Annotated in this window: 18 protein-coding genes and 4 tRNA genes; 11 read left to right on the top strand and 11 right to left on the bottom strand. The window is 69.9% G+C overall.

Annotated features, from left to right (window positions below; genetic code table 11):
* Positions 1 to 2: 2 nt before the first annotated feature.
* On the bottom strand, positions 3 to 1,778 hold the full coding sequence (locus ACH0BZ_RS03345; protein ID WP_406896539.1) for a condensation domain-containing protein: 1,776 nt from the start codon (positions 1,776 to 1,778) through the stop codon (positions 3 to 5).
* Positions 1,779 to 1,976: 198 nt separating this feature from the next.
* On the opposite strand from ACH0BZ_RS03345, the gene ACH0BZ_RS03340 reads away from it, so the two are divergent.
* Both ACH0BZ_RS03340 and ACH0BZ_RS03335 read left to right on the top strand, forming a co-directional pair.
* On the top strand, positions 1,977 to 3,167 hold the full coding sequence (locus ACH0BZ_RS03340) for a hypothetical protein (protein WP_406896538.1): 1,191 nt from the start codon (positions 1,977 to 1,979) through the stop codon (positions 3,165 to 3,167).
* Positions 3,164 to 4,267: a glycosyltransferase gene (locus tag ACH0BZ_RS03335; protein ID WP_406896537.1), complete on the top strand. Its 1,104-nt coding sequence runs from the start codon at positions 3,164 to 3,166 to the stop codon at positions 4,265 to 4,267. The genes ACH0BZ_RS03340 and ACH0BZ_RS03335 overlap by 4 nt, the downstream gene beginning before the upstream one ends.
* Here the strand turns inward: ACH0BZ_RS03335 and ACH0BZ_RS03330 are convergent.
* The 6 genes from ACH0BZ_RS03330 to ACH0BZ_RS03305 are packed head-to-tail and all read right to left on the bottom strand — an operon-like array spanning position 4,174 to position 12,844.
* Positions 4,174 to 5,589, bottom strand: coding sequence for an O-antigen ligase family protein (locus ACH0BZ_RS03330; protein ID WP_406896535.1), 1,416 nt, complete (start codon positions 5,587 to 5,589; stop codon positions 4,174 to 4,176). The two genes, ACH0BZ_RS03335 and ACH0BZ_RS03330, sit on opposite strands and share 94 nt — an antisense overlap.
* Positions 5,586 to 6,413, bottom strand: a complete 828-nt coding sequence (locus tag ACH0BZ_RS03325; RefSeq protein ID WP_406896534.1) for a polysaccharide deacetylase family protein — start codon at positions 6,411 to 6,413, stop codon at positions 5,586 to 5,588. The genes ACH0BZ_RS03330 and ACH0BZ_RS03325 overlap by 4 nt, the downstream gene beginning before the upstream one ends.
* On the bottom strand, positions 6,413 to 7,948 hold the full coding sequence (locus ACH0BZ_RS03320) for an oligosaccharide flippase family protein (RefSeq protein ID WP_406896533.1): 1,536 nt from the start codon (positions 7,946 to 7,948) through the stop codon (positions 6,413 to 6,415). The genes ACH0BZ_RS03325 and ACH0BZ_RS03320 overlap by 1 nt, the downstream gene beginning before the upstream one ends.
* The gene (locus ACH0BZ_RS03315) at positions 7,900 to 9,036 is read right to left on the bottom strand and encodes a GNAT family N-acetyltransferase (protein WP_406896532.1); all 1,137 of its coding nucleotides are present in this window, start codon (positions 9,034 to 9,036) and stop codon (positions 7,900 to 7,902) included. Before ACH0BZ_RS03315 ends, ACH0BZ_RS03320 begins: the two co-directional genes overlap by 49 nt.
* Entirely contained in the window at positions 9,033 to 11,849 is a 2,817-nt protein-coding gene (locus ACH0BZ_RS03310; RefSeq protein ID WP_406896531.1) for a glycosyltransferase, read from the bottom strand. The genes ACH0BZ_RS03315 and ACH0BZ_RS03310 overlap by 4 nt, the downstream gene beginning before the upstream one ends.
* Positions 11,846 to 12,844 carry an amino acid--[acyl-carrier-protein] ligase gene (locus ACH0BZ_RS03305; protein WP_406896781.1) on the bottom strand — a complete coding sequence of 333 codons (999 nt, stop codon included), beginning with the start codon at positions 12,842 to 12,844 and terminating at the stop codon, positions 11,846 to 11,848. The genes ACH0BZ_RS03310 and ACH0BZ_RS03305 overlap by 4 nt, the downstream gene beginning before the upstream one ends.
* A gap of 104 nt (positions 12,845 to 12,948) precedes the next feature.
* On the opposite strand from ACH0BZ_RS03305, the gene ACH0BZ_RS03300 reads away from it, so the two are divergent.
* Genes ACH0BZ_RS03300 through ACH0BZ_RS03285 form a run of 4 tightly spaced genes read left to right on the top strand, consistent with a single transcriptional unit; the run spans position 12,949 to position 17,320 of the window.
* Entirely contained in the window at positions 12,949 to 13,662 is a 714-nt protein-coding gene (locus ACH0BZ_RS03300) for an acyl carrier protein (protein ID WP_406896530.1), read from the top strand.
* On the top strand, positions 13,659 to 15,140 hold the full coding sequence (locus ACH0BZ_RS03295; protein WP_406896529.1) for a sugar transferase: 1,482 nt from the start codon (positions 13,659 to 13,661) through the stop codon (positions 15,138 to 15,140). The genes ACH0BZ_RS03300 and ACH0BZ_RS03295 overlap by 4 nt, the downstream gene beginning before the upstream one ends.
* Positions 15,137 to 16,192, top strand: a complete 1,056-nt coding sequence (locus tag ACH0BZ_RS03290; protein WP_406896528.1) for a glycosyltransferase family 4 protein — start codon at positions 15,137 to 15,139, stop codon at positions 16,190 to 16,192. Before ACH0BZ_RS03295 ends, ACH0BZ_RS03290 begins: the two co-directional genes overlap by 4 nt.
* Positions 16,193 to 16,228: 36 nt before the next feature.
* Positions 16,229 to 17,320, top strand: coding sequence for a glycosyltransferase family 4 protein (locus ACH0BZ_RS03285; protein ID WP_406896527.1), 1,092 nt, complete (start codon positions 16,229 to 16,231; stop codon positions 17,318 to 17,320).
* A 187-nt stretch (positions 17,321 to 17,507) separates the two neighbouring features.
* On the opposite strand, the gene ACH0BZ_RS03280 is transcribed toward ACH0BZ_RS03285, so the two are convergent.
* From ACH0BZ_RS03280 to ACH0BZ_RS03270, 3 genes are all read right to left on the bottom strand, one after another.
* Positions 17,508 to 17,582, bottom strand: a tRNA-Val gene (locus tag ACH0BZ_RS03280).
* A gap of 27 nt (positions 17,583 to 17,609) precedes the next feature.
* Positions 17,610 to 17,683, bottom strand: a tRNA-Cys gene (locus ACH0BZ_RS03275).
* A gap of 49 nt (positions 17,684 to 17,732) precedes the next feature.
* Positions 17,733 to 17,805, bottom strand: a tRNA-Gly gene (locus tag ACH0BZ_RS03270).
* A 204-nt stretch (positions 17,806 to 18,009) separates the two neighbouring features.
* On the opposite strand from ACH0BZ_RS03270, the gene ACH0BZ_RS03265 reads away from it, so the two are divergent.
* Positions 18,010 to 18,084 (top strand) — tRNA-Val (locus ACH0BZ_RS03265).
* 57 nt (positions 18,085 to 18,141) lie between these two features.
* On the opposite strand, the gene ACH0BZ_RS03260 is transcribed toward ACH0BZ_RS03265, so the two are convergent.
* Entirely contained in the window at positions 18,142 to 18,858 is a 717-nt protein-coding gene (locus ACH0BZ_RS03260) for a DsbA family oxidoreductase (protein WP_406896526.1), read from the bottom strand.
* A gap of 109 nt (positions 18,859 to 18,967) precedes the next feature.
* On the opposite strand from ACH0BZ_RS03260, the gene thrS reads away from it, so the two are divergent.
* Genes thrS through ACH0BZ_RS03240 form a run of 4 tightly spaced genes read left to right on the top strand, consistent with a single transcriptional unit; the run spans position 18,968 to position 23,298 of the window.
* Complete coding sequence (thrS, locus tag ACH0BZ_RS03255) at positions 18,968 to 21,067, top strand: threonine--tRNA ligase (RefSeq protein WP_406896525.1); 2,100 nt, start codon at positions 18,968 to 18,970, stop codon at positions 21,065 to 21,067.
* Entirely contained in the window at positions 21,064 to 21,663 is a 600-nt protein-coding gene (locus ACH0BZ_RS03250) for an HIT family protein (protein ID WP_406896524.1), read from the top strand. The genes thrS and ACH0BZ_RS03250 overlap by 4 nt, the downstream gene beginning before the upstream one ends.
* A 25-nt stretch (positions 21,664 to 21,688) precedes the next feature.
* Positions 21,689 to 22,363 (top strand): phosphatidylinositol phosphate synthase, encoded by a 675-nt coding sequence (pgsA, locus tag ACH0BZ_RS03245; protein ID WP_406896523.1) that lies wholly within the window; start codon positions 21,689 to 21,691, stop codon positions 22,361 to 22,363.
* Positions 22,360 to 23,298, top strand: coding sequence for a phosphatidylinositol mannoside acyltransferase (locus tag ACH0BZ_RS03240; RefSeq protein WP_406896522.1), 939 nt, complete (start codon positions 22,360 to 22,362; stop codon positions 23,296 to 23,298). Before pgsA ends, ACH0BZ_RS03240 begins: the two co-directional genes overlap by 4 nt.
* The last annotated feature ends 5 nt before the right edge of the window (positions 23,299 to 23,303 follow it).

Here is a 23,303-nt window from a genome sequence, read left to right as displayed (position 1 = left end):
GTTCACCGTACCGTGACGGGCGCGGAGGTAACCCTCGCGAGCCGCTGTGCGACAGCTTCCCGTTCGGCCTCGTCCGAACCGTCGCCGAGACGCACGGTTATCCGCCGGGCGGACGCGGAGACCTCGGCGCCCGGGTGTAGACCGCCCTTAGTGACGGCGTCACGGACGGCCGCGAGCTCCACATGGATCCCGTTGACCACCACCCGGTCAGCCGCCTTTCCGCGGTACTCTATCCCGACCTCGGTGAGGGCCGCGAGCAGATCCGTCTCCCGTGGGCCGTCGGCCGTCCGCAGAACCACCCGGCCCGGGGCACCGAGGAGTGAGGGGCGGCCCAGGGCGGACCGGAGCGTGAGTCCGGTGGCGGAGTGGACACCGGCAGCGGCCGCGAGGTCCGCGACCGAACACGGCGTGCCCCACACCAGTGATGCGGCCTCCCCATCCGCAGGGGTCACCTCGAGTCGGGCGTGCATCCGCTCCTCGTCCGGAGTGAGGCAGATGAGGTCCGACAGCGCGGCGTCCGGATGGTCGGCCACCTGCTGCAGCCACCGCTCGAACCGGTCGGTGTGCGCCCGACGCTGCACCGGACCGTAGAGCGAGGGGTTGAACAGGAGCTCGGTGCGCACCCCGTCCTCGTCCGAGGGGGTGATGGTGAACGACACGTCGTCGCAGGGGCCATGACTGATCACCTCCAGACCGGTTTCCAGGTGTCCGGCCATCGACGGCATCTCGAAGGGAATCACGTTGACCATCGGGCCGTACATCCGGCCGGTGCGCCACGCCGTGGGCAGCTCCGCCCGCAGGATGTCGGGGGCCTGGCGCTGGTGGCACTTGGTCGAGCGCACGGTGTCCCGGAAGGTCTGGACCAGATCCGGCAGCGATGCCCCGTGGTCGACCCTGAGATGAAGAGGGAGCGCACCCATCGACTGGGATGGGGTCATCTTCTCCTCTGCCGTGAAACGTCCCGTGATAGGGAGGCCGACGACGACCCTCGGATCCTCGACGACCACCGAGACGTAGGCGATCGCCGCGGACGCCGCCATGTGGGCCCAGTTGACCCCCTCGAGCACCTCGGCGACCCGCCTCGCGAACCTGGGGGTGCGGAAGTCGAGCATCTCGTAGAGGGGAGCGGGCGGAGCGACCCGGTCGGAAAACGAGATGACGTCCGGGGCACCCTCGAGATGCTCCTTCCAGAAGCGGAGGTCGGCGGGGTCCTGTTCCGGGACCCGTGCCACGAGGTCCGCGAAGGAACCGAGCGGAGAGTCGGGGACGTCGTCCCCGGCCGCGAGCGCCCCGAGGATCTGCCCGACCCGCGCACGGAGCAGGCTCGCACCGTAGCCGTCGACGAACATGTGGTGGCAGACACCGAACCATCCGTAAGAGTGCTCGCCGAGGGTCAGGACAAACGAGCGGAAGGGGAACTCGGGGCCGCTGATCTGCAAGGCACGACGGACCTCGCGGAAGGCCAGGTCGCGTGCCGCCTGGACGGGGTCCTCCGCGTCGGAGAGATCGACCCGGTGAGTGGGGATGTCCTCGCCCTGCCGCGATTCCTGGAACCACATCCCGTCCGCGTCCACGTCCGCGCGCATCATGAGCGCGTCCGTGTCGTGGAGGGCGCGGACAGTGGCATCGACGATCATCTGCTCGGTGAGTTCGTCTCCAGAGAACCAGACGATTTGGGACACCGTGTAGGCGGCGTTGTCGGGATCCTGCAGGTGCCCGTCCCGCATCCCGGTCTGGGACGGGAGGAGGGGGAACCGGGTGGGATCGGATGAGGTCATGTGACGCCCTTGTCTCGGGTTGAGTGGAGCCGCTCTTCGGGGATGGTAGCCCTCTCGGGCGCGAGGTGGTGAGCCAAAGAACACACAAGGTGAGCATGTTCTTCGGTGGAATGATGGCGGTAACATCACCGGGAACGGTGGCCGGCCACCCCTGTTTTCGTGCCGACGACTAGCGTCGGTTCCATGAGAGGACCCCTGGTGACGCGTACTGCGAACGAATTCCGCCCTGACGCGACAGCAACGGGTGAGACGGGCTCCGGCCGGCCCCCGGTCCTCGATCTCGGACTGATGATCCGGGCGTTCGTCGCGTCGCTCCCTCTCGCCGCGGTGCTCGGTGTGATCGTCGGGGTCCTCGTGGCCGTCATCCTGTCGGGTATCGCACCGACCTACACCACCACGACGACCGTAACCGTCGGCACGCCCTCCCGAGCGGAGAAGGACGCCGCGACCATGGAGGCGCTGGGTGCGGGGATGTCCGAGTTCGTCACCGACGATCAGGTCCGGCACTTCGTCGAGGCACAGACCGGCGAGAAGGTGACCCTGTCCGGACTGTTCCCGACCGTCGAGGCCTCGACCACCAAGATCCCCGGTGTGATCGAGATCATCACCCGGAGCACCACGGGGCCCCTGGCGGCCTCCAAAATGGGCCGGGTCACGGTCGACGCGATGAACCTGCGGGCGAACGAGGTCCGTGACGAGTTCCTCGCCTCGGTGGACGAGGCGACGCAGGAACAGATCGACGATCTGAACGAGCAGATCAAGGCGCGTCGCCGGATCGACCCGAAGGCGGACACGTCGGATCTCCTGCAGATGATCTACGACTCGCGGGCGCAGACCCAGATGCTTCGGGTGGGCTACTCGTCGGCGAGCATCATCTCGCAGGACGACGGTGGCGGGGAGCCCACATGGCCCAAGCCCGTGGCCACGGGCGTCGTCGGTGGTCTCGTCGTCCTCCTCGTCGCGGCCACGCTCCTCGCGGCGTTCCGACTCCGGCGCTCGCGCCGTACCGACGTGGTATGGGCGCGGTCGATGGGCCACCGCCACGGCAGCGAGATCGACGTGGACGCGGCGGCGGAGGACGGGCTGCCCGTGCGGTCGGATGCGGCCGTTTCGGGTGTGCTGTCCCGGGGTGGCACCGTGGTCGTCCTGGGGGACGTTGACCTCGGTACGCCTCCGTTGGGCAAGGGCGTGGAGTCCGCACGGATGCTCGTCGCGGACTACGACGAACCGTGGTGGCGTGATCTGCCGGTGGCCGACGTGGCCCTCGGGGTCGTCGTGGTGGACGCGGGCGGCTCGTCGACACGGGAAGCCGAGCAGTGCCTCAGCACGTTCACAGAGGTGGGAGTGCCTACCCGCCTGGTCGTCCGGAGACGCGGGGCCCGTTCGTGACCCCCAGGGTCGCCCTCGTCCACGAGCGGTTCACCGACGTCGCTGGGAGCGAGCACGTCGTCGAGCAGATGGCGCTGGCCTGGCCCGAGGCCCGGATTCACGTACCGTTCGCGCGCCCGAGCGGCATTCCCCGGGGCCTCGGCTCACGCGTCGTGACCGGACCGTTGCAGCGCGCGTACCAGATGATCGGCTGCCGGTCCCATGCTCCGTTGCTGCCTCTGGTCCCGTCCATGTTGAGGCACGCACGGATCGACCCCGCCGAGGCGGACGTGGTGGTGATCAGCCACCACGCGTTCGCCCTGGCGGCCGCGGCGGTTGAGGTGCCCTCCGTCGCCTACGTCCACAGCCCGGCACGGTGGGCATGGGATGCCGGCTTCCGACGGGGCGAGGCGGGTTCGGTCCTCGGTCGCTCTGCGCTGTCGGTACTGGCGGCCCGCGCCAGGGCAAACGAGCGTCGGTGGGCCCCGGTACCGGAGGTCGTCGTGGCGAATTCCGCGGCAGTGCGCGACCGGATCCGTGCGTGGTGGGGGCGGGACGCCGAGGTGGTCCATCCGCCCGTCGACACCGGGTTCTTCACCCCCGGGAGCGGGGCCAAGGAAGACTATTTCGTCAGCGTGGGACGCCTCGTCCCCTACAAGCGGGTCGATCTCGCGGTCGCGGCGGCCGTCGAGGCGGGCGTCCGGTTGTTGGTGGTCGGCGAAGGCCGCGACATGGACCGGTGCCGCGCACGTTCGGGTCCGGGCGTGGAGTTCCTCGGCCGCCTCCCGAGGGAGGAGATGCGCGAGGTGATCCGGGGCGCCCGCGCACTGCTCATGCCGGGGGAGGAGGACTTCGGCATCGTGCCCGTCGAGGCGATCGCGGCGGGCACCCCGGTCCTCGCGTTGGGCCGTGGCGGGGCGCTCGACACGGTCGTCCCGGGGGTGAGCGGAGAGCTCGTCAACGGTCGGGACGACGACGAGGTGGTGCACGCCCTGGCGCGCGCGATGCGGTCGTGGGACGACGCGTCCTATTCGGCGTCCGGACTGGCACGCTTCGCCGCACGCTTCTCGGAGGCGTCGTTCCGCTCCGGGATCTCGGCTGTGGTGGACTCGGTCCTCTGAGCATCCGTACCGCTGCGGCGTGACGGGAACGCCGGCGCGAGGACCAGGTCCCGGACCCACGGCGAGGTACTGGCGGCGATGGCGGGCAGGAGCCAGAAGTAGGCGTCCATCGGGAAGATCTCGAGATAGGTGGAGAAGCCGGCGGCAACACAGGCTGCAGCGGTTACGGCGACGGCCGACGCGGCGAGGCCCCGCTCGAACGGGTCCTCGGTGAGGCGCATGATGCGCACGAGCGAGATCATCATGAGGGCGACCACGGCCGCGTACGCGGCCATGCCCAACGGTCCCAGCTCGAGCAGGACCTTCACGTAGTAGCTGTCCGGCTGGTACAGCGGTGCCGCCGGGTCGTAACCCTCGACACTCCTCGCCGCCGCGGAACCGGTTGTACCCAGGCCCTGCCCCAGTGGTTGGGACAGGATGAGCGGCAGGTTCACGGACCAGTGGGCGCCACGCTCTTCGAGGCTGCTGCTCGACGTGAACGTCGCGAGGACCGAGGTCCCGACGGTGGCCGCGAGGGCTGCGACGACGGGTAGGGCGACGATCGTGGCCACGGTGAGCCAGCCGAGAAAGCGACGGTGGACGAGGACACCGATGACGACGAGCCCGACCGCGGCCCCGAGGTAGCTGGCTCGGACGACCGACAGGATCATGCCCGCCGTCAGGACCGGGAAGGCGGCGAGGTAGATCGTGGACCGGAGGCGGCGGGGTTCGGCGAGCGCCGCGGCCGCACCGACGATGATGACGAGCATGAGGAAGAGCCCGAAGGGGAACGGCTGGTTGAAAGTTCCGAAGCTGCGGAGTAGCGGCCCGGCGCTGCGGATTTGTTCGTTCCATTCGTAGCCCATGTCGGCCAGGGCGTAGGGGCCGGCGAACTGCTGCCAGATCCCGTAGAGGGCGGACACGATCCCTGCCGTCAACAGGACAGTGACGAAGAGGTCCTTGTCGCGACGGGTGAACGGGAAGAGCACGGCGACGAGGCCGAGCAGGACGTAGAAGAAGGCGATCTTGATGGGGAAGAACGAGCCCGTCCCCAGGACGACGACGGCCGAGATCACCCCGAACGGAACGAGGAGCACCAGAGGGAGCAGCCAGGGCGCGGGAACCACGCGATCGGTGGTGCGTCGTCGGGCGAAGACGCCGGACAGCAGCACCGTGAGGACCGCCGCCTCCTTCCAGAACGACATGCTCAACGGGGTGACGAGAAGGAGGCCGTGGAAGGGGATAAGACCGGCCACGGCGATGACCCCCCACTGTGGTCGTCGGATGGACAGCGCGAACAGGAACGCGCAACCGACGAGGGTGACGGCGATGCCGGCGATCATGAGGTGCCCCCTCCCCGGTGGAGCTCGTCACGGAGGTCGCGGACCGGCGGCCAGCTGCGGTGGGGGCGAAGGAGGGTCAGCGCCCACCTGTGGCTGGGGATGCCCTCGCGCATCGCGAGCCGAGGTTGGGCGAAGGGGTCCGTCGCCGGATGGCTCCTGCCGTTGGTGAACGTGTAGCCACACCGGTAGCCGGCCTCGGCGGTCAGGGCCCGCACCTGTGCGTTCTGGTGGCCGAACGGATAGCAGATCTCCCGGATCTCGGTCCCTGCCCACTCCGAGACCGTGTCCCGGGATCTCCGGAGTTCGTCGAGAGCGACGGCAGGCGGGAGCTCGGGCAGGGACCGATGTGTGGCAGTGTGGCTGCACAAGGTCGCCCCGGCGTCCAGCGCCTCCCGGATTTCGGTGAGCGTCATGGTGCGCTCCGCCTCGGGCCACCATTCCGGAGCCACACCCGTGCGGTCGGTAACGGGCAGGAGGGTCCAGGGGATCCGACGCTCGTGGAGCGCGGGCAATGCGTGACGGTGGACGCCGGATAGGGCGTCGTCGAAGACGACGGCGGCGAGTCCGCAGGCGTCACCGGAGAGGAGGGCGTCAGTGAACTCGGTGAGGGTGACGAAGCGAAACCCGGCGACGCTGGCCACGTCGAGTTGTCGGAGGAACGTGGAGCGGCGAACGGCATAGGGGTAGGCGTCGGCCGAATCCGGGAGCACGTCGTGGTAGGCCAGGACGACCCCCGACCGACCGCGTAAGGCCGCCGGGACCCGACGACGGATACGACGTACGGCCAGAGCCGCCACCTTCGAGGCACGTGTGACGATGGCCATCAGGGGACCTTCCGGGTTCGGTTCAGGGCAGCGGGGATCCGGCCGAGCAGCGCCAGGTACTCCACCGAATCGGTGAACTCGACGAGCGAAAGGTACACGAGCACGGCCACGGCCACCACGGGAATCCACGGCCACCCGCTGAAGCCGACGAGGACCGCGGCGGGAGCGGTCACCGAGAGCGCGAGGAGGACCTGACGCGTGAGCGGCCCCCAGGGGATCAGTCCGGAGATCCCCAGACTGCGTTGGGCCAGGACGAGTCCGGCGACGAACATGATCCCCTCGGTGATGAGGGTCGCCACCGCGGCACCGTCGTAGGACCACCTGGGGATCGCGACGAGATTGAGGACCACGTTGAGGAGGACGCCGCCGGCAGCGAGCACGGGGAAGCCGGTCAGCTTACGGGCCGCGACGAGTGCGACGAGCGCGATGTTGGTCACGCCACTGAGGGCACTGGACACGACCAGCAACCGCGCGGTGAAGCCGGCTTCGACGAACTCCTCGCCGTACAACATCCTGATCAGGAATCCGGCTGCCGGCCAGAACGCGACTACCGCGAGGGCACCGAGGACGCCGGCGACGGCCATCGCCTGCCGGGTCCGCAGGCGGAAGGTGCCGTGGTCGTCCGGCCAGGCCCTGACCAGAACTGTGGTGAAGGGGACCGCGATGGTCACGGTCACCACGATGAGCAGGTCGGAAAACTTGTACCCGATCGCGTAGCGGCCGACGGCCTCGTAGCTGTCGAGGAGTTGGAGCAGCAGGATGTCGACCTTGGTCAGCAACATGATCAGCGCGAAGCCGATGGAGATCGGGACCGCCTCGCGGAGCATCTCGCGCCAGTAGGAGGTGCCCGCCGAGAACGTCGGACGCGGACCCGCCATACCCCGGAGGACACCGGCGCCACGGGCGGCGAGGACGAGGACCTCCTTGATCACCGAGGGCAGGACAAAGGCCGCCAGGGTGGGGTGGAAGCGGGCGATCGCCAGGATAGTTGCGAACTGGACGACCTGCGCGAGCACATCCCAACCGGCCACCGGGACGAGGCGTAGCCGGGCCTGGTAGAGCACGAGAAGTGCGTTGGACGGTGTGGCGAGCACGACACCCGTGGCGGCGAAGGCCACGACAGCGACCAGGGCGACGGACAGTCCGGCGACGGCCGCGTAGGCGACCGCGATGCCGAAGCCGAACAGTCCGAGGAGCACGCGGAGCAGGATGAACGAGCCGGCGACCCGCTGTGCCTCGGCGGGATCGTCGGAGGTCAACCGAGCGAGGACCACGCGTCCGACCCCGAGATCGGTGACCAGGGCCATGATGCCGAGCAGGCCGAACACAAACGAGTAGCGGCCCCAGTCGTCCGGCGAGAGCGTCCGGGCGATGACCACCGTTCCGGCCCACCCGAGGACCGCCGCGACGACGCGACTGACGACCATGGCCGTCGAGTTGCTCAGCAGCGCCCGCCCCTCGGTGGTGTCGGGTTCGGCGACCTCGGTCACGGTGCGCTGTCCCCGGTGCTCGAACTCCGGCGGGAGCGGAACCATGCGAGGGCGTCCCGGGCTCGATCCGGCGCGGTCCGGGCGGACGTGCCGGCACGGCGGAGCAGGTCTACGCCACGGTCGACGGCAGTCATCTGCCACCGGGCGTCGGGCCGACCGACAGGTGTCGCGACGAGGGTGCCCACCGCGTACTCGTGGGTCTGCCAGTCCGCCTTGTAGCCGCTCCGGCCGATGAGGAGGTCCACCTCGGTGATCCCCAGATCGTCGTGCTGGTCGCACACCGCCTCGATGAGGTGGTGCCCGGGCCGGATCCTCCGGTACGCGGGGTGGAAGCGAGTGAACCACAGCTCGGCCCGGGAGCCGGTGGCCAGGGTCGCGAAATGTGCCCCCCAGTCGCCGCCGAACGTTGCCCCCCACAGCAGGAGGTGGCCGTTCTCGGCCTCCTGTCGGAGGAAATCGTGGGTGAAGGCGTCGTGAGGCGGTGCGCAGAGGTTGAGTCGGTACTCGGCCTCGCCGGTGCCCGCGGCGGCGGCTGTGCGGACGATCTCGGGCCACCGGTGGTCGAACTGGTCCGGGGTGCGCACGGTCTCGGTGACGAGCTCCCTGCCCTCGCGGGCCAGTTTGCGACGGGTGGACGCGGCCCGCGAGAGGGTGGATCGACTTCGGAGATCCGCTGCGCGGGTTCCGGGGGGCAGCTCGATCACGGGGCAGTGGTCGTCCCCGGTGAGCGTCGTTCGCCACCGTGGGTGGGCACCGACGGCCGCGGCGAGGGGCGAGTTCAGGGGAAGATGGGTGAGTTCGAGGACGGCGCCCGAGCAGGCGAGGCCGTCGACCAGATCCGCCAGGGCGCCGTCGTCGTCGGCGAGCGCCTCGCCGACGGTGCCGAGGCCGTGCCCGAGCAGGCGGAGAACGGGCACCCCGAGCCGACGCCGTCGATGGAGGCCGAGGAGGGCGACCAGCCGTCCCCCGCGATGGACGGTCGCCACACGGAGCGGGCCGCGCGCGAGGTGGGCGTGCCAGGCCAGGCCGTAGGACGGCCGGGAGGCGAACCGTGTGCCCACCCGCTCGGCGAGGTCGTGCCACTCACGGCGGAGCTGCTCGTCGACGCGCTCGTGGACGGCGAAGGTGGTCATGGTCGGGTCCCTTTGCGGGCGGCATCGTGGAGTCGAGTGACGATCGTGTCGGCGGACCCCACGATGCTGTAACGGTTCACCACGTGGAGATGCCCGGCCGCACCCATTCTCCGCCGGAGGTCCGGATCGGTGACGAGGGTCCTGAGGGCCGACTCGACGGCGTCGGGGTCCGCCCCGTCGACGAGGAGGCCAGTCTCCCCGTCCACGACCATCTCCGGGATCGCGCCGCCAGGGTGTGCGATCACCGGGAGTCCGGCTGCCGCGCCCTCGAGGACGGCGTTGGGGGCCTGGTCGATGACGGAGGGGAAGCACATGATGTCGGAGTCGGCCAGGAGATCCCAGAGCCGCGCGTCGCCCGGCGCGAGATCACCGACCACCCGCAGGCCCTCCTCCTCCGGTACCGGATCGAGGGTGATGAGAAGGAGATCCGCCGTGTCCCGGAACGCGCGACGCCACACGTCGAGGAGGAGGTGGCCTCCCTTGCGTTCCATCGAGGTTCCGAGGAAGACGATCGTCGGCCGCCGATCACGGTTTCGCTCGGGTGGAGCGGTGGAGAGAAACGGCGACCAGATCCCCATCTCGAGTCGCGTCACCCGTTCCGGCGGGAGCCCGTAGTCCGAGGAGGTGAGGGATTCGACGACGGGGACCGAGTTGGCGAACACGTGATGGGCGGCGTGGAGGACCGGTCGCTCCCAGAGCAGGTTAACGAGGCTCAGCCGCGCCGTGAACCGGGTCGGGGTCCGGTAAGGAATGCTGAAGACGTTGCGTCGCCCGGTGCTGTCCGTCGTGATGACGGTCGGGGTCCGGCGCAGCAGTCCCGCACCGCCCAGCATGCAGTTCTGGGTGTAGAGGTGTATGACGTCGATGTCGCCCCGCGCCAGGCGATCCCGCACCCGCCGTTTCACCGACCACGAGTGGACGAGCTGGCCCCGTAGCGGCTGAAGGTCGAGGTCGAGGCGGTCGAGACCGGGGACCGGCGCCCGGAGCACTCGCCCGATCGGGCCGGGGCCGTGGGCGTCTAGGAAGTCCGCCTCGATATCCTTCCTGTCGGCGAGAACAGTGCGTAGCGCCGAGTGGACCGTGGCGTGCCCGCCAATGTTCTCGTTGACGAACAGGGCCGTGATCGGGGACGAGGTGGGCTCGACGGTGGGGAGACCGAGGCGGGACCTGAGGGCGTCCGCCTCCTCGCTCACCAGTCGTGCGGCGGAGGCCCGTGCGTCGGGTCGATAGAGGTTGTGATCCCCCCGGGGGGTGTCGATCCGGCGGATCTGGCCGATGAATCCCCGGCGGCGGAGCCGGCGGAGTCCCTCGTCCCCGCGCTGGGTGGTGAAGTGCTCCTCGTCCTCGGGGGTGAGGGCGACCGTGACCCGCGCGCCGGCCGACATGAGATCGGCGAGAAGAGGGCCGGGCACCTGCGTCGTGCCGCGACGCCCGAGTGCTTCCCAGATCCGATAGGGCAGAACGTTCCGGGCAAGGGGTTTGAGGCGCGCCCGGCGCGACTCGGTGGTGGGTGGAATCTGCTTCTCGAGGTTGTATCCGTGCTCGTCGAGGAAGGTCTTCGTCACGGGTTCCCGGACGCGCGACCACTGGATCATCCCGAACAGCAGGACGGCGCCGGCCCGGGAACGGATCGCGGATTCGGCGGACATCCAGCCGCCGGAACACAGGCCGACGAGGAGCAGGTTCTGGGCGGGGAGTCCGAGGGTCCCGAGGACGTCCACCGCGTCCCGCCGTGAGGCGTGGGAGTAGAGGACCGCGATCTCGCCCGGTGTCACCGTGCCCGCCTCGCCACCACCGGTCTTGTCGAAGCGGTGGCAGGCGAGTCCCGCCCCGGCGTTGTCCCGGGCGGCTTCGACCCAGGCCCGGGTCGGTCCCCACGGTGGCTCGTTGGCGGTGGACTGAAAGACGATTCCCCCCTTGGGTTCCTCGCCCTCGACGTATGTCGTGAACAGGTGGAGCGCGCGGTCCGTCACGGGACGGACGGTTTCGAGAACCCGGGACCCGTCGGAACGGCGACCGACGACGGCCGTTTCGCGCCGGCTGGGGCTGATGGAGCGGTACCCTGGCCCGGCCGCGGCCGCCAACCAGGAACCGAGAGCGTCGATGTCGGGCAGGGGCACATGGTGGATGAACGCCAGCGGAGCGGTGAACAGGTCGGACTGGCGCAGCTCGAGTCGGTCCGCTCCGTCGAGGAGGGGGGCGAGCGCCGGGTCGTCCATCTCGAGAGGACGAGCTGCGACCAGCGCGGCCGGTGTCCTGCCGGACCATCGCGCCGCGCGCAGTGACGCTGCGGTCGACGTGGAGAAGTGACCTCCGAGGACGGAGGTGCCCGGATCGGCGGGGTCGTCACCGACGGTGAGCTTGTATTTCGCGGTCTGCTCCCGGAGGAATCGTTGACCGGAGACGGGCGGATCCCAGTGGACCACGCGTGGGCGGGCGACGTCGTCGGCGGCATAGGCGGCGTCGACGACGAGGCAACCGGCGCGGACCGCGACGACTGTCACGTCCTCCACCCCGAGTGCCCGTAGGGTGTCCACGGCCGTGGGGACGCCGCGTGTCCACCTCGCCCAGGCATCTTCGTCGAGTTGGTCCCCGGTCGACGAGCCGGTTCCCGAGTGGTCGTAGCGGAGGGTCACGAAGCCGTCGCGGACGAGCCGTTCGGTGAGCGCGCGCAGACCGCGGTACGTGGTGACCTGCTCTATTCCGAGGGAGGGCACCACCACCACACCGGCACGCACCCGGCGGTCCCCGGGGAACTCGAGGACACCGAACAGGGAGGCGTCCACGGGTCCGAACCAGGTGGCCAGCTTCACCTGAACAGGACCTTCCTGACCGCGTCCGGCCAGGACGGGGTGTCGAAGCCGTGAACGGCGAACAGGGCCAGAACGATGCGCTCGAGCCCGAACCCGATGCAGGCGGAGTGCGCTGTCCTACCGTCCGCGAGTCGGAGGTCGTAATTCCGGCCGAAGTGGTCCTCCGCGAGATTGCACGAGGCGACGGCGGTGGCGGGGTGCTCGTCGCCGTAGACCTTGACCACGAGCTCCGTCTTGAGGTTGTTGGCGAGTTGCTCGCTGGCCAGTAGCTTGCCCGCGCGGCCGAAGAACGGATCGTTGGCCGCGACCGCCTCGACCGGGAGCCCCAACGCTCGCAGGAGGGCCAGTGCGCGATCCACCCAGGCGGACCGGAAACCGGCGGCGTCGGACGGGGTGCCGATCCGCACGTACTCGTGCATCCGGAAGGCCTGGAGCCGCATGGGGTCCGGCGAGGGTTCGTGCCGGAAGCAGTAGCCATTGACCTCCGCCGCGATTCCGCCCTCGGGGAGGGGGCTGGGGAGTACGCCGTACAGCGGATGGCACGCAGAGGACACGAGGACGGTGTCTCCCGGCGCCAGGTGATGGTCCCAGTCGCGACCCGCGGCACGGTCGGTGAGCAGGTCCCGGTGGTCCCGGGTGTCACCGGAGAAGGTGTGGATCACCCCGGTCAGGTCGGGAAAGGACTCGACGTAGTCGGTCTTTTCGTAGGCGCGCCGGGGAAAGACCGGCGGGAATTGGTGGAGCGTGTACCCGGAACCGCCGGGGGTGAGGTCCACCGCGCCCTCACCGGCGCGGGAGACCGCATCGTCGACGCCGCGGAGCACTTCTTCGAAGGTCCCGCCCGCCGCGTAGAGACCCTCGAGGCCGGCATCGATCAGTAGTCCGGTGGCGAGCAGTTCCTCCCGGAACGCGTCCTGCCGGGATCGGAGTGAGGTCATTCTGGCTCCTGCCGTCGCTCGGTTCGTCCCGCGCCCACTGTCGGATGTGTAGCCGATCGACCATGGGAAAATGGTGATGTGCCGCTCCGGGATACTACATCGGACCGGACAGAGCGGGCGTTTCGTGACCTGGGTCATCATCGGCCCGGAGAGGAGTGACGATGGCGTCGTCGATCTCGATCAGGGTGGGTTGTGATCTCGTCTCCGTCGACGACGTCCAGCGTGCCGTGGACCGGTACGGGAGCCGCTACCTGGCGCGGGTCTTCGGTGTGAATCCCAGCACAGGGGACGCCCCGCCCGCGCGGACTCTGGCGGGCCGGTTCGCCGCCAAAGAAGCTGTCGCCAAGGCGCTCTCCGTCGGAGACAAACCGTTCCCGTGGTCCGAGGTCGCGATCACGTCCGACCGGGACGGCCGACCCAGGCTCGAATTGAGCGGCCGGATGGCCGAGTATGCAAGGGAAGCAGGAGTCATCGACTGGGATCTCTCAGTAACACATGAGAAGAATTTGGCGATGGCGATGTTAGCGATGATCTTGGAGAGGCCGGGGTCCAGCAGTGCGGCACTTGCCGGCGCGGGGTCGGCGATCGACCCCGCGATGCAGGTGGTCGACGCAACGAATCGGGGGGAAGGGATGGACGAGCTCGTTCGGCGGGTGCGGGACACCGTGGCCGGGGTGATCGGGGACACTGTGGAGGTCGCGAGACTGGGGTCCCGGGACGACCTATTCGCTGCGGGCATGACGTCGCACCAGACGGTGCAGGTGATGCTCGGGTTGGAGGACGAGTTCGACCTGGAGTTCCCGGATGACCAGTTGACCAGGTCGACCTTCACGTCTCTGGACTCCATGGCGCGTGCGGTGGCGAGCCTGTCGTGACGTCGACCGTCGAGCCCCACCCCCACGCCGGTCTCGCCGGAGCGGTGGACGGCGGGGTAAATGAAGCGCCCGCGCCGGGACCCGACCTCGCCCCACGGCCCCGGCGCTCGCTGTACCGGCGAACGCTGCGATTCCTTCTCGTCACCCCGCAGTACCGCTTCGACGTCTGGCACCGCGTCGCGGACATCGTCATCATCTGTCTGATCGCGTGGCTCCTGGTCCCGACTCGGCCCTGGCTGACAGCGGGTGCGGTCGTGCTGGCCCTCGCCTTCACCCCGAGTCTCTACCGGCGGCGGTTGACGATCTCGGTGCTCGACGTGATGCCCCGCGTGCTCCTGACCGGCGCGGTGATCACGCTTGTCGGTGCGATCGTCACCAATCCCGGGATGAGCATCGTCTCCCTCCTGGGATTCACCGCGGTCGTGGTGGTCGCGCTCCTGGCGTCGCGTATGGTCGTAGCCCCCCTCCTCAAGTGGAGCCGCCGGCGGTACCGCGCTTTCCGTCACCGCACCCTGATCGTGGGTACGGGGGAGACCACGCTGCAGTTGGCCAGGACGCTCGCCGAGCGGACCGACTTCGGACTCTCTCCGGTGGCACTGGTCGATTCCTGGCCACTTCCTAATGCCGACGTGGTCTCACAGGATCTTGGTCTGCCCATCGAGAGCGCCGACCACGGCCTTGTCGACCTCATTCGCCGGTACAGCGCCCGCACCGTGATCATCGGATTCGGTGCGGCGGACGACCGTCAGCTGCTGGAACTGCTCTACGACTGCGATCGCGAGGACGCCGAGGTGTTCATCGTGCCGAGGCTCTTCGGCTACGTGAACCTCGAGGGCGACATGGATCGCATAAACGCCTTGCCGGTCACCTTGGTGAGGAGGGCCGCTCACCGGTCCATCTGGTGGAGGCTGAAGCGGCCGATGGACATCCTGCTCAGCGGCCTGGCCCTGATGGTGCTGTCTCCACTCTTCCTCGCGCTCGCGATCGCGGTCAAGCTCGATGACCGGTCTGCCCCGGTACTGTTCCGGCAGGTCCGGATCGGTGAGGGGGGACGGGAGTTCGAACTGCTCAAGTTCCGTTCGATGAAGCCGGCGGACGAGTCGGAGTCGCAGACCCGGTGGAATATCGCCGGAGATCCCAGGATCACGCGCTTCGGTTCCTTCCTCCGGCGGTCCTCGCTGGACGAGATTCCCCAGATCTACAACGTCTTCCGCGGGGATATGGCCCTCGTCGGCCCGCGACCCGAGCGACCGCATTTCGTCGAACGGTTCAGCGGCCAGTACGGCGGATACTCCGCGCGGCACCGTGTCCCCGTGGGCCTGACCGGGTGGGCCGCGATCAACGGTCTGCGCGGCGACACGAGCATCGCGGACCGCGTGACCTTTGACAACTACTACGTCAACAACTGGTCACCGTGGATGGACATCCGGTCGGTCCTCCTCACCCTCTGGGTTGTCGCCAAGGGAAGCGGTCGTTGACCGAGCGGGGGGAGCTCGGCGGTCGAGTCGTCCTCGGTGCTCTGGCCCTCCGGCCCGGCGGGAGCGGGGTGCAGACGTACCAACGGGAGTTGATCCGCGGCCTGGCCGGAGCCGACTCGCCCTACCGCTACGCGGCTGTCGTCCAATCGGACACCGTCGGTGAGCTACCGGCCGGTGTCGAGGTAGTGCCCCGGCCGGTGTCGAGCGGGACCCGACGGGCCCTCGTCGGCCTGCGATCTGTCGGTGGTGCGTCGTTGTTCCACGGCTTGGACGTGGATCTTCCGCTCGCGCAGCGAAGTCCCTGCGTGTCGACGGTCCACGACATGTCGGTCTTCGACACCCCCTGGGCGTTCAGCCGGGTCCGCGCCCGCGGCGAGCGGGCGCTGTTGACCCGGTCCCTGCGGCGCGCTGACGCCGTGATCGCCGTGTCCGAGTTCACGGCGGAACGCGTCCGGGCGCTCACCGGTAGGGAGGCTACGGTGGTGCCGCTCGCCCCTGCTCGCTGGGCCACCGTGCCCCCCGACGAGGCGGTGTCAGCCGTCCGGGACAAGTACGACCTCCCTCCTCGCTTCGTCCTGCAACTGGGCACGCTCGAACCGCGAAAGCGTCCGGACGTCGTCGCTGCTGCCGCGCGGGCGCTCGACGTTCCCCTCGTCCTGGGAGGGGCCGGTACCGACGGTCCCGGGTGTCCGGCCGGAGCCTCGGGACTCGGTTACGTGCACCAGGTGGACATCCCGGCCCTGTACCGGGCGGCAGACGTCGTCGCCTACGCGTCCGTCTACGAGGGCTTCGGCCTGCCGCCGGTGGAGGCGATGGCGTGTGGTGGCGTGGTCGCGGCCAGCGCTGTCGGGGGGATCCCGGAGGCCGTCGGGGACGGTGCGGTGGTGGTGGACGACCTGTCCGTCGAAGCCTGGACCAGTGCGCTCCGGCGTCTTCTCGACGACCGTGACCTCCGGGCCCGTGTCCGGGCCGAGGCCGCGATCAGGATCCACTCGAGGAACTGGGATGCCGTGGCCTCAGAAACCCTCGCGGTCTATGACGCGGTCGGGTGATCACGGTGTGACCGGACGCGCTCGGAGGGGGAGACCGTGAGCGGACCACGTGTGGTGATGGTGAATGCCACAGGAGTGCGTTCCGGTGCGGAGAACGTACTCGGATCCGTCGCCCACCACGTGTCCGGATCCGGCGCGGAGGTGGTCCTGGTCAGTCCACCCGGCCGGATCACAGACGCCTTTCCACCGGGGACCCGCCACGTGCCCATCCGGCCACTGGGTCTGCAGGGTCGGTCGGGATGGTCACGGCTCGTCGCGTTGGTCGGCGCCCTGGTCAACTGGGTGACGGCGGGACGCGCGCTGCGGCGGGTCACTCGGCCCGACGACGTCGTGGTGGTCAACTCCCTGTTCGCGCTCCCGGCGCTCGGCGTGGCGTTCCCCGGCCCCCGGCGGAGGGGTCTGACGACCTGGCTGGTTCACGACACGGTGGTGAGCGCGAAACAACGGCTGGCCGTCCGGTTGGGGGCACGGCGACTGGATCGGGCGGTCGCGGTCTCCGAGGTGACAGCGGAGTCGGTACGTCCGCTCGTTCGCGACGTAATCGTCAGGGTCAACGGGGTCGCGCTGCCCGACGAATGGAGGGAGGGCGCCTCGCCCATCGGCGTCGTCGGGATTCTTGCCGCGCTGACCCCCTGGAAGGGACACGATGTCCTGCTCGAGGCGATCGCTCGCGTCCCCGGGGTCCGCCTCGAGATCGCCGGCGCCGAGCTTCCCGGCGAATCCGCGTACGCCGCCGCGCTGCGTGCCCGGGCGGCCCGCGACGATCTCCACGGTCGGGTGGACTTCCTCGGACATGTCGATCGCGCCGATGTCCTTCCGCGGTGGACCGTGGCGGTGTCCGCCTCGGTCCTGCCGGAGGCTGGCCCGCTCGGTGTGCTCGAATGCATGGCTGCCGGGGTGCCGGTGGTCGCCACCGATCACGGTGGTGCCGCGGAGTACCTGGCAGGGGGCGCAGGGGTCCTCGTTCCGCCCGGCGACGCGTCCGCTTTGGGGGTCGCCCTCTCCGAGCTGCTCGACGAGCCCGGGGCACTCGCGGCCGTCTCCCACACCGCACGGCGGCGGGTGGTGGACCGGCACGACATCGCCAGGACGCTGCCGGCACTTGTCGCTGCGCTCACCGGTATCTGACGCCGGTCGATCCGTGCGGACGGGTGCCGGCGCTCAGAGGGCCGGGATGGTGAGCCGCGGCGCCGGCGGCGGAGGTCTGCGGCGTAGAGGCCGCTATGGGCATGCAGTCCGGGGTGCGCGCCGCGGGCAGACGGTGGGGAAAGCGGAAAGCCCCGGCCGAAACCGGGGCTGACCTGGAACTGTGTAGTGGTGCGCGATACTGGGATTGAACCAGTGACCTCTTCCGTGTCAGGGAAGCGCTCTCCCGCTGAGCTAATCGCGCGGGGTCTCCGACCGGATGGCTCCGGTGTGGAGGTGGAGACGGGAATCGAACCCGTGTGGACGGCTTTGCAGGCCGCTGCCTCACCACTCGGCCACTCCACCGCAAAGGTATCGAGCCCGGTGAGGACGTACTGGCTCCTCGATCCCTCCGAGCGGATGACGGGATTCGAACCCGCGACCCTCACCTTGGCAAGGTGATGCGCTACCAGCTGCGCTACATCCGCATCGCTTCTCGGTGGGCTTGGCGCTCACCGCGTTGCGAGAATGAACATTAGCCCAACGGTTTCCCGCAACACAAATCGGGGGCCGGAAATCGTGTGTCACCTGCGCGCTTGCCGGACCGGCGCGGGAGGCGCCGAGCCCGAATTGGGCACCGGCCCCGGGCTTGCTACAGTGTTCCGGTGCCCAGGCGATCGAGCCGGGGCGGCGGTCCTATAGCTCAGCGGAAGAGCGCTCCGTTCACACCGGAGAGGTCACTGGTTCGAACCCAGTTAGGACCACCACCTACAGAGCCCCGTTCCGCCCGATACCGCGGAACGGGGCTCTGCTCGTCTCTCGACTCAGACGGAACAGGAGTCGTCGGAGCACGCCTCGCCGTCGTCGCCCTCGCGGCCGGGGGAGTCGCCCGGTTCCGTCCGCTCCCGCCATGCCCGTTCCAGCGCCCGGCGGAAGAGGTCGGTCGGCTGCGCGCCGCTCACCGCGAGACGGCCGTCGAGGACGAAGAACGGCACCCCGGTCACCCCGAGCGCACGCGCCTCCGCCTGGTCGCGGCGCACCGCGTCGGAGTAGGTGTCGCCGGCGAGCAGGGCGTCGACCTCCGCGGCGGGAAGCCCGATCCCCGTCCCGATCCGGGAGAGCACGGCGGGGTCCGACAGCAGCTCGCCGTCGGTGAAGTGGGCCCGTTTGAGCGCCTCGTCTGCGGCGTCGCCCCGGTCGCGCGCGGTGGCCAGCGCCGCGAGGCGGTGCGCGTCGTGGGTGTTGGTGGCCCGGGCGGCGCGCCAGTCGAACTCCAGCCCCACCGCCCGGAACCGCTCGGCGATCTGCTCCTGCATCGCGTCCGCCTCCGCCACGTGCATGCCGTACTTGGCGGCGAGCCGCTCGGAGTTGGACTCGTCGGTGCTCGCGGGGGCCTGTGGGTCGAGCTCGTAGGCCCGCCACACCACCTCCACCTCGGCGTCCGGGTGCTCGTCCCGGAACCCGTCCAGGGCCGCCTCGAGGTGCCGTTTGCCGATCCAGCAGAAGGGGCAGACCACGTCCGACCAGATGTCGATGCGCATGCCGGGTGCAACGCCCCACGTGGGTCGGGGATTCCGCGGGGTCGCCGGGTAGCATGGGCGGGTCAGTCAGGCCGCCGAGGCCAGCCCACGAGCGAGGAGTCCAACCCCCGTGTCCGAGAACCGCATTCCGGAAGCCGCTGCCGATGCGACGGGTGTGGGTGTGGTGACCACCGTCGTCCCCGCGGGCGAGCCGGCCGGGAAGATCCTCGCCGAGCGGGAGCTCCAGTCGCGCGGCGGCCCGGGCACCATCGTCGTGGTCCGCGACCCGGAAGGGACCTTGCGGGACCTGTCGTGGGCGCCGGAGTCCGACACGGAGGTGCAGTTGGTCCGCGCCGACTCCGAGGACGGCCGCTCCGTGATCCGGCACTCGTGCGCGCACGTGCTCGCGCAGGCGGTGCAGGACAAGTTCCCCGACGCCAAGCTCGGCATCGGCCCGCCGATCGAGAACGGCTTCTACTATGACTTCGACGTGGCCGAGCCCTTCACCCCCGAGGACCTCAAGGACCTCGAGAAGCGGATGAAGAAGATCATCAAGGCGGGCCAGCGCTTCGTGCGCCGCGAGTATGCCTCACTCGACGAGGCGCGCTCGGAGCTCGCCGGCGAACCGTACAAGCTCGAGCTGGTCGAGGAGAAGGGCCTCGCCGACGCCGGTGACGCCGCTGCGGCGGAGGGTGTCGCCGACGCCGAGATCATGGAGGTCGGCGCCGGTGCGCTGACGGCCTACGACAACCTCAACCCGCGGACGGGCGAGGTGATCTGGTCCGACCTGTGCCGCGGGCCGCACGCGCCCACCACCAAGTTCATCCCCGCCTTCACGCTCACCCGGTCCTCGGCCGCGTACTGGCGTGGCGACCAGAGCAACGCCGGGCTCCAGCGCATCTACGGCACCGCCTGGGAGAGCACCGAGGCGATGGACGAGTATCTGGACCGCCTGGCCGAGGCGGAGAAGCGGGACCATCGCAGGCTGGGCACGGAGCTGGACCTGTTCAGCTTCCCGGACGAGATCGGCTCGGGCTTCCCGGTGTTCCACCCGCGCGGCGGGGTCATCCGCAACGAGATGGAGCAGCACTCGCTGCGCCGCCACCTCGACGCCGGATACTCGCTGGTCAACACGCCGCACGTGACCAAGGGTGATTTGTTCCGCAAGTCGCAGCACCTGAGCTGGTACGCCGACGGCATGTTCCCGCCGATGATCCTCGACGCGGAGTACGACGCGGAGGGCAGGGAGACCAAGCCGGGGCAGGACTACTACGTCAAGCCCATGAACTGTCCCATGCACAACCTCGTCTTTGACTCCCGCGGCCGGTCGTACCGCGAGCTCCCGCTGCGGATGTTCGAGTTCGGCACGGTGTACCGGTACGAGAAGTCCGGCGTGATCCACGGGCTCACCCGGGCCCGCGGGTTCACGCAGGACGACGCGCACATCTACTGCACCGAGGAGCAGATGGAGGGCGAGATCGCCTCCGTGCTGTCCTTCATCATCTCCCTGCTGCGGGACTACGGACTCGACGACTTCTACCTCGAGCTGTCCACCAAGGATCCCGAAAAGTACGTGGGCGGCGACGCCCTCTGGGACCGCGCCACCGAGACCCTGCAGCGCGTGGCGAGCAACTCCGGCCTCGAGCTGGTCCCGGACCCGGGCGGCGCGGCGTTCTACGGACCCAAGATCTCGGTCCAGGCCCGCGACGCCATCGGCCGGACCTGGCAGATGTCCACCGTCCAGTTGGACTTCAACCTGCCCGAGCTGTTCGACCTGGAGTACAGCGCCGCCGACGGCACCCGGAAGCGGCCGGTGATGATCCACCGGGCGCTGTTCGGCTCCATCGAGCGGTTCTTCGCCGTCCTCCTCGAGCACTACGCCGGCTCCTTCCCGGCCTGGCTCTCGCCCGTCCAGGTCGTGGGAATCCCCGTCGCCGACGAGTTCGCCAAGCACCTCGAGGACATCGTCGACGAACTCCGCGGCCGCGGGATCCGCGCCGAGCTCGACCTGTCGGATGAGCGGATGCAGAAGAAGATCCGTACCCACACCACCGGCAAGGTGCCGTTCATGCTCCTGGCCGGGGCCCGCGACGTCGAGGCGGGCGCGGTGAGCTTCCGGTTCCGCGACGGCACGCAGCTCAACGGCGTCTCCCGGCAGTCGGCGATCGACAAGATCACCCACTGGGTGCACTCGCGACGCAACGACCCGCCTACGGCGGACCGCATATGAGCGGCGCCGGCGGGAACCACGACGGCCCGGGTACACCTCAGGGGAGCTACCACCAGTACGGGGTGGGGGAGGACCGGCTCCAGCTGCTCTGGGCGCCCTACCGGATGTCCTACATCGCCGAGGCCCGCGCCGAACCGGCCGAGGGGATGACCGGCGAGCCGTTCCTCGACATCCCCCGGATGAGCGACGAGGACGGACTGGTCGTGGCGCGGGGCGAGCACGTGTACGTGGTACTCAACCTGTACCCGTACAATCCCGGGCACGCGATGGTCGTGCCCTACCGCAAGGTGGCGGCGCTGGAGGACCTCACCGCGGACGAGTCGCGCGAGCTCATGGAGTACACGCAGCACCTCATCCGGGTGATCAAGTCGGTGTCCCGCCCGGACTCGTTCAACGTGGGGCTCAACCTGGGCAGCGCGGCGGGCGGCTCGCTCTCCGATCATCTCCACCAACACGTCGTGCCACGCTGGATCGGTGACGCCAACTTCATTACCGTGACCGGCGGAACCAAGGTGCTGCCCCAGCTGTTGCGCCAGTCACGCCGGCTCCTCGCCGAGGCGTGGCCGGTCACCGAACCGGGCCCGCCCGGGTCGTAATCCACGCCGGATCGTCAGGGGGACAATGCTCAGCGAGTATGGACGGTCGGGTGTCGCCAAGGTGGCGCACCCGATCGCGACCGGTCTCGTCCGGGTGGGCGTGACCGCCAACGGCATCACCCTCACGGGCCTCGTCCTCACCTGCGCGGCGGCGATCTGGCTCTTCGGCAGTGGTCATCTCGTCGCTGGCGCGATCGTGATCGCCTTGTGTACGCTGCTGGACCTCGTTGACGGCGCGGTAGCGCGGGCCTCGGACGGCGGCTCCCCCTACGGGGCGCTGGTCGACGCCGTGTCCGATCGGGTGGCCGACGGCGTGATCCTCTCATCGCTCGTGTGGTGGCTCGTGGCGACGGAGCCGGAGAATCCCCTCGCGCTGGGGATGCTGCTGGCAAGCCTCGTGTTCTCGCAGGTGGTCTCGTACTCCAAGGCCCGCGCCGACGCCGGCGGGCTGCACACCCCCGGTGGCCTCATGGAGCGGGCGGACCGGCTCGTGCTGATCCTCCTGGGCGCCGGACTCGAGGGACTCGGGGTGCCGTGGGCGATCGAGGTGGCGGCGACCCTCGTCGCGGTGGGCAGCCTGGTCACGGTGGTCCAACGGATGTGGGGCAGCCGCCGCGACTACCTCGAGCGTAGGGACGCCGGCCTGTACATCGGCCCCGACGGCGGCGCCTCGCCCGGGACCTCCGGGGGCCCGGCGTGACGGGCGGAGACGCGGCCGGACGGGGCCCGGACGGCCTGGGCGCCCGGCTGTCGGACCTGGGCTACGCCGCCGGCTGGGCGGCCGTCCGGGCCCTGCCCGAGTCGGTCGCGCGGCGCCTCTTCACCGCGGGCGCCGACCTGGCCACCCGCCGGCAGGGCCCGGACTCCCAGCTCCGGCGCAACCTCGCCCGCGTCCTGGGGGTGGCCCCGGCGGAGGTCCCGGACGACCTCGTCCGCGACGCCATGCGGTCCTACGCCCGCTACTGGCGCGAGGCCTTCCGGCTGCCTTCGATGGACCACGAGGCCGTGGCCCGCGAGATGGACCGCACCATCGACGGGCTCGAGCACCTCGACGACGCCCTCGCCGCCGGTCGGGGCGTGGTGGTGGCGCTGCCACACGCGGCGAACTGGGATCTGGGGGGAACCTGGCTCGCGCGCCGCTACGGGTCCTTCGCGACCGTCGCCGAACGGCTCCGGCCGGAGTCGCTGTACCAGCGTTTCCTCGACTACCGCGAGGGGCTCGGCTTCACGATCATCCCGCACAGTGGGGGGCCGACCCCGCCGCTGGACGCGCTCCGCGCGGTGCTCGCGCGCGGCGGGATCGTCTGCCTGCTGGGGGAGCGCGACCTCCGCCGGACGGGCGTGCCCGTGACCTTCTTCGGTGAGCCCACACGCATGCCCGCGGGACCCGCACGCCTCGCCGTGGAGACCGGCGCCCCGCTGCTCTACGCCGAGTTCTGGTACCCGGACGCCACGTCGATGCGGGTGCGGGTCCACCCGCCGATCGACGTCTCCGGCGGGATCGAGGCCGGGACCCAGGCGATCGCCGACGCCTTCGCCGAGGGGATCGCCCGCCACCCGGCCGACTGGCACATGCTCCAGCCGCTGTGGCTCGTGGACCTCCCGGCCGAGCGGCGCGCCCGGATCGAGGACTGATCCCG

The sequence above is a fragment of the Dietzia sp. 179-F 9C3 NHS genome (genome assembly GCF_045369825.1).
In the GTDB taxonomy this organism is placed as follows: Bacteria; Actinomycetota; Actinomycetes; order Mycobacteriales; family Mycobacteriaceae; genus Dietzia.
Note: the sequence above shows the minus strand (reverse complement) of the source record. Positions and strands in the feature narration are given on the sequence as shown.